Consider the following 14,662-nt stretch of genomic DNA (forward strand, 5'->3'; position numbering starts at 1 on the left):
GTTTTTATTCATTTTCTAGTAGAAATGGTTTTTTAGACTACCCTTAACAAAACAAGATGATGCTTATTTGTTAGGAAGGAAACCATGCGACTAGCTCTGTCATCACTACTACTATGCGCCCTTGCAGTATTCAGTATGGCGACTAACGCACAAGATACCTCAAAAGTAGCGGAAATCGCCGCGCAACTCAGCCAGAATCAACAGCAATTCGAGCGCGATCAGCTGCAAATAAAAGCACACCAAGATGAGCTTACTTTATTGCACACTCAGTTGCAGCGTATGCAAGCGCAGGTCAAGCAGGCTGAACGTCAACAACAGCTCGCCAAGCAGGCCTTAGATGAGGGGTATCAGGCTTTTCTGAAAGACCCAAACACGCCTTTGAATAGCTTACAAAAAGACTATCAACAGGCCACTCAAACTCTGCATGATAAGCAAGCGCAAATTCACGCTCAACAAGCGGCAATCAATGGTCAGCGTGAAAGTATTAGCGCACTGAATACTGCTGTGGCGCAAAACCGAAAAAGTAAACTGGCATTGCAGCAATCGCTTGACCAAGCTCGCGTTGAGCGTTTACGCACCGAATTTGCCCGCAAAGGAACCTTGGAAGTGGTGCATACTATTAACTGCCAGCGCGATGAAACCTTAGGGCAATGCGAGCGCCGAGGGCAGCAACAAGGGCTTAGCAAAGCGACCTCTCGCTTTTTAGATCAAGTGTACAACAATTTATCCGAGTACCGTTTAGTCAGTGCCAAGCGTGATTTGGCCAACGCTCGGGTCAAAGTGGTATCCAGCCATGTAGTTGACAGCGCCTTTAGCGGCCAAGGTAATTTTAATGTCAATTTGAGTGTGGCCATGGCTGGCGAAATTGATAATTCGCAATTGTGTTCGTTGCTCGAAGTTGACCCAGGTTATTGCCAAAGTCGCACAATCACCGTGAACCGATTACAAAATCACAACATCGATAATAAGGTGAGTCAGGGGCAGTTAAGTGAGTAAAGCGATAATACCGGCTCGGCAATCGAGGTTGGTCGCATAGCCGCTTTAGGAGACTTCCAAGAACACGCTAAAGACGCTAATCCGGTAACGTTAACGGTACGCTCTAACGTTGTTGATGACACCGTATTTATCAATGGTGAACCATACGGGCAAACTAAATTGGATGTCACATTGCCACTGGGTGAGTATCAAGTGGAAGTGCGCAAACCGGGGTACAAAAGTTACCAAGTAAAGGTGGTGCTCGAAAAGCCCCAGGTGGTATACGCTCAACTCAGCAAAAGCGCCGTAAAATTAGCCAGTAAATAAGCGTTATTGTGGCGATTTATTAAACAGTTTTGTCCTTGACGCTGTTTTTTCGTGCTAGCGCAAGCTTTATGTTGCCGCGAGGGGGATGCATTGGTAAAGTGTCTCAAGCTTTCAGATAATAAGAATTTTTCAAAGGTCAACCAGTTCCATGTTTAAGAAACTCCGTGGTCTCTTCTCCAACGATCTTTCGATCGATTTGGGTACTGCCAATACCCTAATTTATGTAAAAGAAGAAGGTATCGTGCTTAACGAGCCTTCGGTTGTAGCTATTCGACAAGAACGTGCTGGTGGACCAAAGAGTGTGGCCTCGGTAGGTACAGAAGCAAAGCAAATGCTGGGCCGTACGCCAGGCAATATAAAAGCGATTCGGCCGATGAAGGACGGCGTAATTGCTGATTTCTATGTTACCGAAAAAATGCTGCAGCACTTCATTAAGCAAGTCCATAACAACAATTTCTTGCGCCCGAGTCCGCGCGTGTTGATTTGTGTTCCTTGTGGTGCAACTCAAGTTGAGAAGCGTGCTATTCGTGAGTCAGCAATGGGTGCGGGAGCTCGCGAAGTGTACCTTATTGAAGAGCCTATGGCGGCCGCAATTGGTGCCGGCTTACCCGTGTCTGAAGCAACGGGTTCAATGGTTGTTGATATTGGCGGCGGTACCACTGAAGTGGCCATCATTTCACTTAACGGAGTCGTATACTCCTCTTCTGTACGTATTGGTGGTGATAAGTTCGATGAAGCCATTATTAACTATGTACGCCGTAACTTTGGTAGCTTGATTGGTGAAGCTACGGCTGAGCAAATTAAACATGAAATCGGTTCGGCATTTAAAACCGATGATGCAAAAGAAATTGAGGTCCGTGGTCGTAACCTAGCTGAAGGGGTGCCGCGTTCGTTCACTCTGAACTCACATGAAATTTTAGAGGCGCTGCAAGAGCCGCTTATGGGTATTGTTAGCGCAGTCATGGTTGCTCTAGAGCAATCTCCTCCCGAGTTGGCCTCTGATATCTCTGCTCATGGCATGGTATTAACCGGTGGCGGAGCACTATTAAAAGATTTAGACCGCTTGTTGATGGAAGAAACAGGTATCCCCGTCGTGGTTGCTGATGATCCATTAACTTGTGTTGCTAGAGGCGGCGGTAAAGCCTTAGAAATGATAGATATGCACGGCGGTGATGTATTTAGCTACGACTAATGAAGCTATTATTTGGTCGTACTGTCTCAATGCAACTGCGGTTGACCATCGCAGTTGTGCTGAGTGTTATCTTGATTGTTGGCGATCGCTACACCAGCGGTGGCACCGCTGTTCGTACTTCGCTTAATACGCTAGTAAGCCCTTTACTTTACCTAGCAAACCTTCCTTATGAGCTGATCTCCACCAGTGCCAAAAATCTCACCTCTCGAGAGCAATTACTGCGAGAGAACCAAGCGCTGAAGACCAAGCAACTATTGCAAAGTGAACAGCTGCAGCAATTTGAATTCTTAGCTCGTGAGAATGACAAGTTACGGGCGCTATTGGGTTCGGACCCGAGGCAACAGAATAACAAGCTAGTTGCGCAAGTGCTGTCGGTGCACTCTAACCCTTATAGCCACCAAGTGGTTATCAATAAGGGTACCTCCGATGGTCTAAAAGAAGGCCTGGCGGTCATTGATGAGCTCGGCGTGGTGGGGCAAGTGGTGCAGGTGGGCGCGAATACCAGTCGTGTCTTGTTGATCACAGACACAACTCATGCCACCCCCGTGCGCGTATTGCGCAACGATGTGCGAACTGTGGTTGAAGGCATCGGTAAAATTACCCGAGTTAAACTCTCACATGTGCCCCACAGTTTAGATATTCGTATTGGCGATGTGTTGTTAAGTTCAGGTTTAGGGGAGCGCTTTCCAGAGGGTTACCCGGTGGCGGTAGTTACGGAAATTAATCGTGATGAAGGACGACCGTTCGCGCAGATTTATGCGGAGCCCGTAGCGCAACTTGATCGCATTCGTTTGTTAGTGGTCTTGAACAGTGCAGCGGCGACGCCTGAGGTAAATAATGATTAATCGTCAATTTTGGCTCATTATCGTTACCATCTTTTTTGCATTGGTGCTGGCGCTGATGCCGTTGCCTATCTCTTTTGAACCCTTTCGCCCTGACTGGGTGTTACTGGTGCTCATGTATTGGTCCCTTGCGGTCCCTCATCGTCTTAATATTGGCAGTGCGTGGTTAACCGGGCTAGTGATAGACCTCGCAACGGGCTCACCTCTGGGAGTGCATTCGTTGACTTATGCCATTACTATTTACATTACCGCGAGTAATTACCAAAAGCTGCGTAATTTTTCTATTTGGCAACAAGGGTTGCTTGTGGCAGTGTTTTTGGCTTTGCATCATTTATTGCAATTCTGGCTGCACCACTTTTTGCTTGAAGTCTATTTTGCACCGCAATTTTTATGGCCGGCAGCGACCGGTGCTATTTGTTGGCCATGGCTATTTTTATTATTACGTAAATATCGCCGCCATTTTCGGATCCGTTAGTTATGTCTGCTATATATCTTGCTTCGCAATCGCCGCGTCGGCGTGAGCTATTGCAGCAATTAGGCATTGAGTTTGAGCAATTTGCTGTTGATGCCGATGAAACGCCACTCGCACACGAAACACCAAGGCAGTTGGTAGAACGTCTCGCACGCTTAAAAGCTGAATCAGCGGTGGCTATGGGTTATACCGACCGCCCTGTTTTGGGTAGCGATACGGTGGTGGTATACGACCACCGAGCTTTAGGTAAACCTAAAGACTATAACGATTTTGTCGCTACTATGAACAAACTCAGTGGCCGTACGCATCAAGTGATGACGGCAGTCGCTTTGGCAAATGAGACTAAAACCAGCTCCTTAGTCGTCACCACTGACGTACAGTTTAAAACCTTGACTGCGTCAGAAATCGAGGCGTATTGGCTCACCGGTGAGCCACTCGATAAAGCCGGCGGCTACGGAATTCAAGGACGCGCAGGTGCCTTTGTCACCCACCTCAGCGGTAGCTATTTCGCCGTGATGGGGTTACCTTTGTATGAAACACAGAAACTAATAGCTGAATTTTAGCCATGAGCTCAGAATTACTTATTAATGTAACGCCCAGTGAAAGCCGTGTAGCACTGATTGAAAACGGCGTATTGCAAGAGGTGCAGGTTGAGCGCATAGGCAACCTAGGCATCGTCGGCAATATTTATTTAGGCAAAGTAAGCCGCGTGTTACCTGGTATGCAGGCCGCTTTTGTTGATATTGGTCTAGAAAAGGCAGCGTTTCTACATGCCTCAGACATCGTCAATAGTGCCTCTTTTGAAGAAGGGGTGGACGACCAGCACATCAAAAAGGTGCAGGATATACGTGAATTGGTGCGCCAAGGTCAGCACATTATGGTGCAGGTGGTCAAAGATCCCATCGGCACTAAAGGAGCGCGCTTAACCACGGATATTACGATTCCATCACGTTATTTAGTGTTTATGCCAGATGCCACTCATGTAGGGGTTAGTCAGCGTATAGAAGGCGACGAAGAGCGTCAGCGCCTGAAGGATATTGTTGCCCAGTACAATGACGAAAACGGCGGCTTTATAGTTCGTACCGCAGCGGAAGGTGCCAGCGAGCATGAGCTGAAACATGATGCAGAATTTCTTAAGAAACTGTGGTTGAAAATTGTCGACAGGCGGAAGAAAACCCGCAAAGAAAACATCCTCCACGAGGATTTAAAGCTTGCTTTTCGTACTTTGCGTGATTACGTAGGCGAAGACATGGAACGCATTCGTGTGGATTCAAAGCTTACCTACCAAGAGCTGACAACCTTTACAGAAGAGTTCGTACCACACCTTGCGAAGGTATTAGAATATTACCCGGGCGAGCGCCCTATTTTTGATTTATTCGATGTAGAGAACGAAATACAAAAAGCACTGCATCGTAAAGTGGAGCTCAAATCCGGCGGCTATTTGATCATCGATCAAACCGAGGCCATGACCACGGTGGATGTTAATACCGGTGCCTTTGTTGGCCACCGTAATCTAGAAGAGACAATTTTTAATACCAATATTGAAGCCACCAGTGCCATCGCCCGACAGTTAAGACTGCGTAATTTAGGCGGTATTATCATTATCGACTTCATCGATATGGTGTCTGAGGAGCATAAACGCCGAGTATTGCACTCTTTGGAGCAAGCGTTGTCCAAAGACAGAGCGAAAGCGAATATTAACAGCCTTTCTGCACTCGGGCTTGTGGAAATGACGCGCAAGCGTACCCGGGAGAGCTTAGAGCATATTCTCTGTGGGGTGTGTCCGTCTTGTGCTGGTCGTGGTTCGTTGAAAACGGTTGAGACCGTGTGTTACGAGATTCTGCGAGAGATTGTTCGAGTTAATCGAGCCTATGATGCAGATAAATTTATGGTGTATGCTTCTGCAGCGGTTAGCGAAGCGCTAATTAATGATGAATATCATAACCTTGCAGAGCTAGAGCTCTTTATTGGTAAACAGGTGATGATTCAAACAGAAAACCTATATAGCCAAGAGCAGTTCGATGTGGTGATGATGTAGTGAACGCCAAGTCGGTTTGCTTTTTTTGTTTGCGGAAAATTTGGCAAATCAGCGCAGTTACCCTAGTGTTGCTTGCTGTGCTGGTGTCGCTGGTCAAATACAGCTTACCTTATGCCAATGATTATCGTGCTGAGGTCGAGCAGTTCCTCGGTGAGCAGTTAAATGCCGATATCTCCATTGGCTCATTAAGTGCAAGCTGGCAGGGTAATGGCCCAGCGCTTGTCATAAACCAAGTAGGGTTCGCCGACAATGCTAAGGCCCCTATTAGCGTCAGCATTGAACAAACCCGGTTGCATATTAATTTATGGCAATCATTACTGGATAGACAGCTGCACTCCAATTACTTTGTACTGCAAGGGTTTGACGCTGAAATCGATGCTCGCGCCCTACTTAGCAGTGAGTCAAAAACCAGCAGCTCGCAGCAGCAAGCCTTAATCGAAAGCCTGTTTTTGGGTGAGCAAGGGCATTTTGCTATCGAAGATAGCGAACTGAACATCATTAGCCTCGATAACCGCCATCACCGTATTTTTTTAGAAAACTTGGTGTGGCAAAACCGTGCTAAAGACCATTTTGCCGAAGGTCAGGTGAGCCTCCCGGGCATCGAGCAAAACACTCTTGAAGCTCGCCTTAAACTCTCCGGCGCGCGCTTAAATAATATTTATGGCGATTTATATCTGCAAGCACAGAGTTTGAACATCTCTGGTTGGTTACAAGAGTTTGTTCGCCCGGAATTAAGCCAATTACAATCGAACCTCAATTTTGAATCTTGGCTGCACTTTGCTGAAGGTCGCCTAACCGATGTGCAATTGGCGATGCAACCGAGCCAACTCAATTGGCAATACCAGCAACAACCTCAATACCTCGAGTTGCAACAGGGTATGGTGCGTATTCATCCTCAAGCAAAAGGCTGGCGAGTGCGTACATCTGGGCTGCAGTTTAGCGATGAACAATACCAGTGGGCACCGATTATTTTTGATGCACTCATCAGCGAACAGCAACAAGTGTGGGTGCAAGACTTAGATATTTCCATGTTCTCCACCTTTGCACGGTTAGGAAAATCACAGTTATTACAAGAGTTGCTGACGGTGCAACCGCAAGGGTTTATCAACGAGGGCTATTTTCACTGGCAAGGCGATAAGCAATGGCGAGTATGGTTTGAAGCCGAACACTTAGGGTGGTCGGGATTTCATGGTATTCCTGGTGCGCAAGACCTCAGTGCCAGCGCGCATATTAACAATCGTAAAGGTTTACTGAGTATTGCTGGTAGCGACAACCACCTATTGACCGGCAAGACGTTTAGCGAGCCGCTCGCTTATCAACAACTTGCCGCAGAAGTCGCATTTTTTAATGATGGCGAGCATTGGTCCATCGAAAGTGATGAAGTCACTTTAAGCAATGATGATTTAGACTTAGTTGCCGAATTTGCGCTGACTCTTGATTCGCAGCCAGATATGAACCTATACGCAGAAATCAGTGGCGGCAGTGCAGCCAATGCCGGGCGCTACTTCCCTGAACCTTATATGCATAAAAACCTGATTGACTACCTCAATGGGGCAATAAAAAGTGGCGATATGCACTTTGCTCAGGTGTTGTTACAGGGACCGCTCGATCAGTTTCCCTTTACCGAACAGCAGGGGCGGTTCGCGGTCAATGCCCAAGTAGAAGATACGGAGTTCGCTTTTGCCCCTGACTGGCCGACGATAAAAAATGCCGCTGTTGACTTAGCATTTAACAATCAGCGCATGGATATTTATAGCCGCAGTGGCGAGTTACTCAATTTAGCGCTGGGTGACAGCGTCCATGTGTATTTGCAGGACTTGCTCAATGCTGACACTTTAGCCATTGATATTACAGCTAATATTGAAGCGCCCAAGCTACAGCCTTTTTTTGCGCAAACACCATTAGCTGAGCCGCTTGCCACCGTCTTTGATGTGATACAGGCACAAGACCGCCTAGATGGCGAGCTGCAGCTGCTTATCGACCTCAAAGACAGTGGAGTGCGTGCTTCAGGCGAGGTGTTATTCGCTGGCAATGCCGTTCACCTAGCGCAGCCCGGCATCGACTTAAGTGAACTGCGGGGCAGGTTGTCGTTTGTGAACGATCGTATTGAGATAAATGAAGCCCAGGCCTATTGGCAAGGGATGCCGCTCACTGTGAGCTTACTAGGCGAAAGCCAAGGCGAAAACTATCACGCTGACGTTAACATTGGTTTGCAAGCTGATGTGGCGCAGTTACAAAAGCGGCTGAATGGCTTGTTAGATGCGCAGTTGAGTGGTACCACTGCGCTCAATGCGCAGTTGGCTCTAAACTTTGATAACCAAGGGTTTAGTTACGAGGCGCATGTGCAAAGTGATATGCTCGGGGTAACCAGTACTCTGCCGACGCCGTATAACAAAGCCGCAGACGATGCGTGGCCGCTTAATGCCTTAATTCAGGGGGATGACATTTCTAACCTGATCATGGTCGAGTTGGACGAGCAATTATATTTTAACGGCATTCTCAACAACGGCGAGCAGCAAATGAGTAATGCTCACCTTATTGTCGGCAAGCAAAATTTAGGGCTTAACAAGCAAGGGTTTGAGGTGAGCGTTAATCTCCCCGAAGCCGATATCCTCGCTTGGCAGCCTGTGCTTAATAACATTATTGATGTGGCTGCACGCAGCAGTGGAGAGCCTTCGGTAATGCCACCGTTAACCAAGGTGGTGGGGCAAGTACGCACAGCTTATGTTGATGTGGTGCCCTTTAATGAGCTGGAATTTACGTTAATTAATCAACCCGCAGCAATGGATTTAAAATTGCTAGCCAAAGAGCTGCGAGCCCGAGTAGACATTCCCACCGGTAGCCAAGCACAGCGCCGCGATATTCGCGCCCATGCTGACTATCTACGCGTGAACATCCCCACTAATGATAGTGGCGGTGATGACGTTAGACACCGCAGCGAAACGGATTTAAATTGGTTAACGCAGCTACCGAGTGTAGCGTTTACCTGCGGTGATTGTCGCATTAACCATTATCAACTTGATCAGGTCGAGCTTCATTTTGCGGGTGCTGGCGAGCAACTGACTATTAGTGAGTTGGTGGTCGATAAGCGCGAACATGTGCTGCGTGCCGATGGCTATTGGCGTGATGGGCAAACCCATGTCCAAGGCCAATTTAATAGTGATGATATTGGTTCGCTGTTTGATGAGTTTGATATCACTTCAACAGTGCAAGACTCTGAAGCAAATATGGATTTTGCGCTGCATTGGCAGGCGGCCCCTTACGATATTGATATCGCCAGCTTGGGCGGTGAAATTAGTTGGCAACTCGGTGAAGGGCACTTAAGTGAAATTAGCGATGGCGGAGCGCGTGTCTTCTCGTTACTGAGCCTGGACTCTCTGGTGCGCAAGCTCAAGTTGGATTTTCGCGATGTGTTTGCGAAAGGCTTTTTCTACAACAGTATGCAAGGCAGTATGCAGTTGGCCCAAGGGATTGCTTACACTAAAGATACCAAAATGGATGGCGTGCCTGCTGATCTTACTATCAAGGGTTATGCCGATTTAAATACGCAAACCATTAATTATGATTTAGCCGTGGCACCACAGGTTACTTCTAGCTTACCCGTGATTGTTGCTTGGATGGTCAACCCAGTAACAGGGTTAGCTGCACTGGCCTTGGATAAGGTCATCCACTCAGCGCGAGTTATTTCTGAGATTAAATTTAAGGTCAGTGGGGCAATGGATAACCCTGAGGTGGTTGAACTCGATCGTAGCAGCCGAGAAGTCACCTTGCCGCAAGCTGCGCAAAATCAACCACCGGCATCGCAACCCGAACAACCACTGGAGAAACCTTTACTATGATGTTGTATGCGTTACAGTTTTGCGCCCAGCAAGACAGTGAATATAACTTTCAGCGTGTGCAGCAATTTTTATCTCAGTTACAGCCACAGCGGCCTTGCTTAGTGTGTTTGCCGGAAAGCTGGCTATGCTTTGCAAAAAGCAGTGAGCAGGTATTGGCTGTGGCCGAAAAACACTTATATTGGCGCCAGCGTTTAGCTGCGCTGTGTAAGCGTTACGGTATATGGCTTGCGGCAGGGACTCTGCCGGTCGCCACCTCAGAAGGGCATTACCTCGCGGCATCCTTGGTCTTTGATGACCAAGGTCAAGAGCGAGCGCAATACAATAAAATTCACCTGTTTGATGTGACCGTAGCGGATGGCACAGGCACTTATCACGAGTCCAAACATACCGAAGCCGGTGAGCAGGTGGTGGTACTCGATTCGCCCTTTGGGCGGCTAGGGTTAAGTGTGTGTTATGATATGCGCTTTAGCGAACTCTATCGTCAGCAAGTGCAACTGGGGGCTGATATACTGCTTGTTCCTAGTGCTTTTACAGTACCCACCGGTCGAGCGCATTGGCACACCTTGTTGCGTGCACGAGCGATAGAAAGTCAATGTTATGTGGTCGCTGCCGGGCTGTACGGTCGTAATAATAGTGACTGCGCTCACAACAATGGCCGTGAGACCTATGGCCATAGCCTAATTGTTTCGCCATGGGGTGAAGTGCAAGCTGAACTGAGCCATGGCGAGGGCTGGATAGCCCAGCCAGTAAACAGCGAAGAATTAAATCAACGCCGTGAGTCCATGCCCATGCATGCTCACCGCCAAGCGAGAAAAGTAAGTTTATGAGTCAAGTTGAGCACAACCTTTTAACGCAAAGCCGATTGGACCGCGATGATCTCGCCAACGCCTTGCAATACATCCATCAGCATAAGGTGGACTATGCGGACTTATACTTCCAATCGAGCTACAACGAGTCGTGGGTGTTAGAGGACGGTTTAGTCAAAGAAGGGAGCTATAACATCGAGCGCGGTGTCGGTGTGCGCGCGATCAGTGGCGAGAAAACCGGTTTTTCCTATTCTGATGCCATTAATCTCGAAGCGATTAATAATGCCGCGATGGCCGCACGCAGTATCGCTGATGCGGATCAACATGGTCAGGTTAAAATATTCAGTGAGCAAGATGTGAAACGTCAATTTGCGCCGCTGCAACCGATTCAGAGCATGAGCGATGACGATAAGGTGGCGCTTCTGCGTGAAGTTGAAGAGTATATCCGTCAATTGGCACCTGAAGCTGAGCAGGTAGTAAGCTCGATGTCCGCCGTCTATGAAGAAGTGCTCGTGGCGGCGAGTGATGGTACCTTTGCAACCGATATTCGCCCGCTAGTGAGATTGAACTGCTCAGTGCTGTTGAAAAAGGGTGATCGTCGCGAGCGTGGGGGTGCCGGTGGTGGAGCCAGACTCGATTTCAACTATTTCAAAGAATTAGTCGGCGGAAAACCGCGTTGGATGCACTACGCTGAAGACGCTGTACGTATGGCTAAGGTCAACTTAGAAGCTATTGACGCTCCAGCGGGAACCATGCCTGTGGTGCTGGGTGCGGGTTGGCCTGGGGTGTTGCTGCATGAGGCCGTAGGTCATGGTCTTGAGGGCGACTTTAATCGCAAAGGCGCTTCTGCGTTTAGTGGCAAAATTGGTCAGCAGGTGGCGTCAGAGCTGTGTACTGTGGTTGATGATGGCACCATGGCGAATCGTCGTGGGTCATTAAATATCGATGATGAAGGCACTCCGGGTGGTTACAACGTACTTATTGAGCAGGGTATCCTAAAGGGCTATATGCAAGATAAGCACAACGCTAAATTGATGGGAGTAGCGCCTACTGGAAACGGTCGTCGCGAATCTTATGCACACTTGCCTATGCCACGTATGACTAATACCTATATGCTCGGTGGCGAGCATAGCCAAGAAGAGATCATCGGCTCAGTAGACAAAGGCATTTACGCGCCAAACTTTGGCGGTGGTCAAGTGGATATCACCTCTGGCAAATTTGTGTTCTCTGCCTCGGAAGCCTACTTAATTGAAAATGGCAAAATCACCACGCCTATCAAAGGCGCCACGCTGATTGGTAATGGCCCAGAGGTAATGAAGCAAATATCTATGGTAGGCAATGATCTCGCGCTAGATAAAGGCGTGGGTATTTGTGGTAAGGATGGACAGAGTGTCCCGGTAGGAGTGGGGCAGCCCTCTTTGAAAATCGACCAACTCACCGTCGGTGGTACCGCTTAAACATCCGCAAAAGAAAAACAGCGCAAGAGCGCTGTTTTTTTCTAACTTAAAGCTGGTAACCGAGACTCTGCTAGAGCATTAACTCTTTGAGGATTTGAAATAGCTCTTTGTGAGACTTCCCGGGTTTCTCTTGCTTTACCTCTTTGCCTGCTTGGCGAATAATTTGTCGCATGCGCTGGCGATCAAGCTGCGGATATTGCTCAAGCAGAGGGTTTAAGCGACTATCACCTTCAGCGATTAGCTCATCTCGAATTTGCTCTATTTGGTTTATCACCACATCTTTTTGATTGTTCTTATTGGTGATAATGGCCATAGCTTGATGAATGTCTTCGACATTATCGGTGCCGCGCAAGGTTTTGGCGATGTAATTGAGGTGGCGACGATAGGCGTCTTTTTTCTCTTTCAGGCGGTCGGCTAAGTTCATCGCCTCCACAAGCTCGTTACTCAATGGTAGTTTTTCACGCGCTTTTTTTGAGAGGTTGGCGATTTCTACACCCAGCTCATGAAACTCCATGGCATCGCGTTTTAGCTCGCTTTTGGAAACGTAAATAATCTCTTCTTCAGGTTGTTTGCTCTTAGCCATAACATGCTCGATTAATGCTCTTTGCAGCCATTATATCACTAAAATGCGCAGATGCTTTGTGGTACGCTTAGATCAATATTCACCAACTGTGAAAGCCATTATGCAAGAAAATGAATCGGCAGCGATTTATAGCCAAATCGATGAAGTCAAAGAGGCCGTAAGCGAGGTGCTTGCCCAAGCCAAAAAGCTCGGTGCAACGGCTGCGGAAGCCGCTATGTCACGTACTTCAGGACTCTCTGTAGGCACTCGTCTCGGTGAGGTAGAAACCATCGAGTTTAACCAAGACGGTGGTTTGGGTGTGAGCATTTATGTAGGTAATAAAAAAGGCTCAGCATCAACCACAGATTTAAGCCCCAGTGCGCTACGTTCGGTGGTGGAAAAAGCTATTGAAATCGCCAAGTACACCTCAGAAGACCCATGTAATGGCCTTGCTGATGCTGAGTTATTAGAGCAAAACCCGCCGGATTTAGATTTGTACCACCCGTGGCAGGTGACCCCAGAGCAGGGCATTGAAATTTGTCAAGAGGCAGAGCAGGCGGCGTTGAACCTTGATGAACGCATCGTCAACTCTGATGGTGCCAGCTTTAGTAGCCACCAGGGGTTGCGTGTGTACGGTAACAGTCACGGTATGTTGGCAGGCTACCCCCGCACTCGCCATAGCATCAGTACTATGGTCATTGGCCAACAAGGTGAGCAGATGCAGCGCGATGCTGCCTATACCGTATCGCGTGAGCAAGCAGGCTTAAAAGCGGCGAAAGACGTCGGCCTGGAAGCGGCGCAAGAAACGCTTGCACGGCTTAATAGCCAAAAACTAGGAACCATGAAGGTGCCGGTGATCTTTCGTGCCGATGTGGCCAATTCCCTGTTTGGGCATTTAGTGTCTGCCATTGGCGGCGGTGCGCTTTATCGTAAGTCGAGCTTCTTACTCGATAGCCTTAATACCCAAGTTTTCAGCGATATTGTTAATATCAGTGAGCGTCCGCATCTAGCCAAAGGTTTTGCTTCTTCACCCTTTGATGCGGAGGGCGTTAAAACGCAAGATCGTGAGATCATTCACGGTGGTGAACTGCAGACCTATTTATTAGCCAGTTATGCCGCACGCAAAATGGGCATGACCGCCACCGGCCATGCCGGCGGTATTCATAACTGGTTGGTACAGAAAACCCATGATGACTTGCACGCTTTGCTTAAACAAATGGGTAAAGGGCTGCTAGTGACCGAGTTGATGGGTCAAGGCGTCAATACTGTCACCGGCGATTACTCGCGCGGAGCGGCCGGATTTTGGGTTGAAAATGGTGAGATCCAATACCCAGTCAGTGAGATTACCATCGCTGGCAACCTTAGCTCGATGTTTAAAGGCGTTGCTGGCATTGGCGGTGATGTTGACCCTCGCGGCGGGGTGTTAACCGGTTCGGTGTTAATTGAACAAATGCAAGTTGCGGGGCAGTAGCTCAGGTAACACGATAAGCCTAGAGCCTCTCTCTAGGCTTTTTTAAATAAATGCTAAAAAAGTGCTTTACCTCAACTTAAGTTGAGGAAATAACTTACTCCCTGAAATAATAAATCATCTTCGGGAGAACGTTATGTATTTAGAGCATGTAAACCTTGTCGTGAATGACATCAATCAAGCCCTCAACTTTTATCGTGCCGCTTTTCCACATTGGCGGGTGCGCAGTCAAGGCGAGGGGTTATGGTCTGGGAAGCCGCGTACCTGGTTGCATTTTGGCGATGATTACCACTACCTTGCTTTTAGTGACAATGGCATTGGTGACAACCGTGATCTCAGCGGCCACCAAGTTGGTTTAGCACACTTTGCTTATGTCACCGAAGATCTTGATGGCGTCATTCAACGGCTCCAAGATGCGGGCTTCGAAGTTGATAAAGTGGGCCCTGAAAATCCTTATCGCCGCAACGTGTACTTTAAAGACCCAGCAGGTTTTGAAGTGGAGTTTGTTGAATACGGATCTGATATTCCAGCACAAAGAAATAACGACCTATAGGCTTAAATGCTGCTAAAAGTTGCAAAATAAACACTAAATGAACGTAAATGTCTTGGTTATTCGCTTTTCGGAAATTTTTTCACTGAGGTGTGTAACTTAGGTAAGGTTGTTCCTAAATGCTTGCTGAACAC

Annotated in this window: 12 protein-coding genes; 11 read left to right on the top strand and 1 reads right to left on the bottom strand. The window is 47.9% G+C overall.

Going from position 1 to position 14,662, the window contains the following annotated elements:
* The first annotated feature begins 84 nt into the window (after nucleotides 1-84).
* The 9 genes from EXT46_RS10410 (at nucleotide 85) to tldD (ending at nucleotide 11,948) form a co-directional block, all read left to right on the top strand.
* Nucleotides 85-996: a hypothetical protein gene (locus EXT46_RS10410; RefSeq protein WP_130147142.1), complete on the top strand. Its 912-nt coding sequence runs from the start codon at nucleotides 85-87 to the stop codon at nucleotides 994-996.
* A gap of 454 nt (nucleotides 997-1,450) precedes the next feature.
* On the top strand, nucleotides 1,451-2,494 hold the full coding sequence (locus EXT46_RS10420) for a rod shape-determining protein (protein ID WP_022945533.1): 1,044 nt from the start codon (nucleotides 1,451-1,453) through the stop codon (nucleotides 2,492-2,494).
* Nucleotides 2,494-3,339 (top strand): rod shape-determining protein MreC, encoded by an 846-nt coding sequence (gene mreC / locus EXT46_RS10425; RefSeq protein ID WP_022945534.1) that lies wholly within the window; start codon nucleotides 2,494-2,496, stop codon nucleotides 3,337-3,339. The genes EXT46_RS10420 and mreC overlap by 1 nt, the downstream gene beginning before the upstream one ends.
* Nucleotides 3,332-3,811, top strand: a complete 480-nt coding sequence (gene mreD, locus EXT46_RS10430; RefSeq protein WP_022945535.1) for a rod shape-determining protein MreD — start codon at nucleotides 3,332-3,334, stop codon at nucleotides 3,809-3,811. Before mreC ends, mreD begins: the two co-directional genes overlap by 8 nt.
* Nucleotides 3,812-3,813: 2 nt before the next feature.
* Nucleotides 3,814-4,371 (top strand): Maf family protein, encoded by a 558-nt coding sequence (locus EXT46_RS10435; RefSeq protein ID WP_130147144.1) that lies wholly within the window; start codon nucleotides 3,814-3,816, stop codon nucleotides 4,369-4,371.
* Nucleotides 4,372-4,373: 2 nt separating this feature from the next.
* Nucleotides 4,374-5,846 carry a ribonuclease G gene (rng, locus tag EXT46_RS10440; RefSeq protein WP_022945537.1) on the top strand — a complete coding sequence of 491 codons (1,473 nt, stop codon included), beginning with the start codon at nucleotides 4,374-4,376 and terminating at the stop codon, nucleotides 5,844-5,846.
* Entirely contained in the window at nucleotides 5,846-9,685 is a 3,840-nt protein-coding gene (locus EXT46_RS10445; protein ID WP_130147146.1) for a YhdP family protein, read from the top strand. Before rng ends, EXT46_RS10445 begins: the two co-directional genes overlap by 1 nt.
* Entirely contained in the window at nucleotides 9,682-10,512 is an 831-nt protein-coding gene (locus tag EXT46_RS10450) for a carbon-nitrogen hydrolase family protein (RefSeq protein WP_240701121.1), read from the top strand. Before EXT46_RS10445 ends, EXT46_RS10450 begins: the two co-directional genes overlap by 4 nt.
* Nucleotides 10,509-11,948, top strand: coding sequence for a metalloprotease TldD (gene tldD, locus EXT46_RS10455; RefSeq protein WP_130147148.1), 1,440 nt, complete (start codon nucleotides 10,509-10,511; stop codon nucleotides 11,946-11,948). Before EXT46_RS10450 ends, tldD begins: the two co-directional genes overlap by 4 nt.
* 70 nt (nucleotides 11,949-12,018) lie before the next feature.
* Here the strand turns inward: tldD and yjgA are convergent, their stop codons facing one another.
* Nucleotides 12,019-12,531 carry a ribosome biogenesis factor YjgA gene (gene yjgA, locus EXT46_RS10460; RefSeq protein WP_022945541.1) on the bottom strand — a complete coding sequence of 171 codons (513 nt, stop codon included), beginning with the start codon at nucleotides 12,529-12,531 and terminating at the stop codon, nucleotides 12,019-12,021.
* A 100-nt stretch (nucleotides 12,532-12,631) separates the two neighbouring features.
* On the opposite strand from yjgA, the gene pmbA reads away from it, so the two are divergent.
* Nucleotides 12,632-13,981 carry a metalloprotease PmbA gene (gene pmbA / locus EXT46_RS10465; RefSeq protein WP_130147149.1) on the top strand — a complete coding sequence of 450 codons (1,350 nt, stop codon included), beginning with the start codon at nucleotides 12,632-12,634 and terminating at the stop codon, nucleotides 13,979-13,981.
* 133 nt (nucleotides 13,982-14,114) lie between these two features.
* Nucleotides 14,115-14,531 (top strand): VOC family protein, encoded by a 417-nt coding sequence (locus EXT46_RS10470; RefSeq protein ID WP_130147151.1) that lies wholly within the window; start codon nucleotides 14,115-14,117, stop codon nucleotides 14,529-14,531.
* Nucleotides 14,532-14,662: the final 131 nt, after the last annotated feature.

This window comes from Pseudoalteromonas sp. CO325X, from assembly GCF_004208955.1.
Lineage (GTDB): Bacteria > Pseudomonadota > Gammaproteobacteria > Enterobacterales > Alteromonadaceae > Pseudoalteromonas > Pseudoalteromonas ruthenica.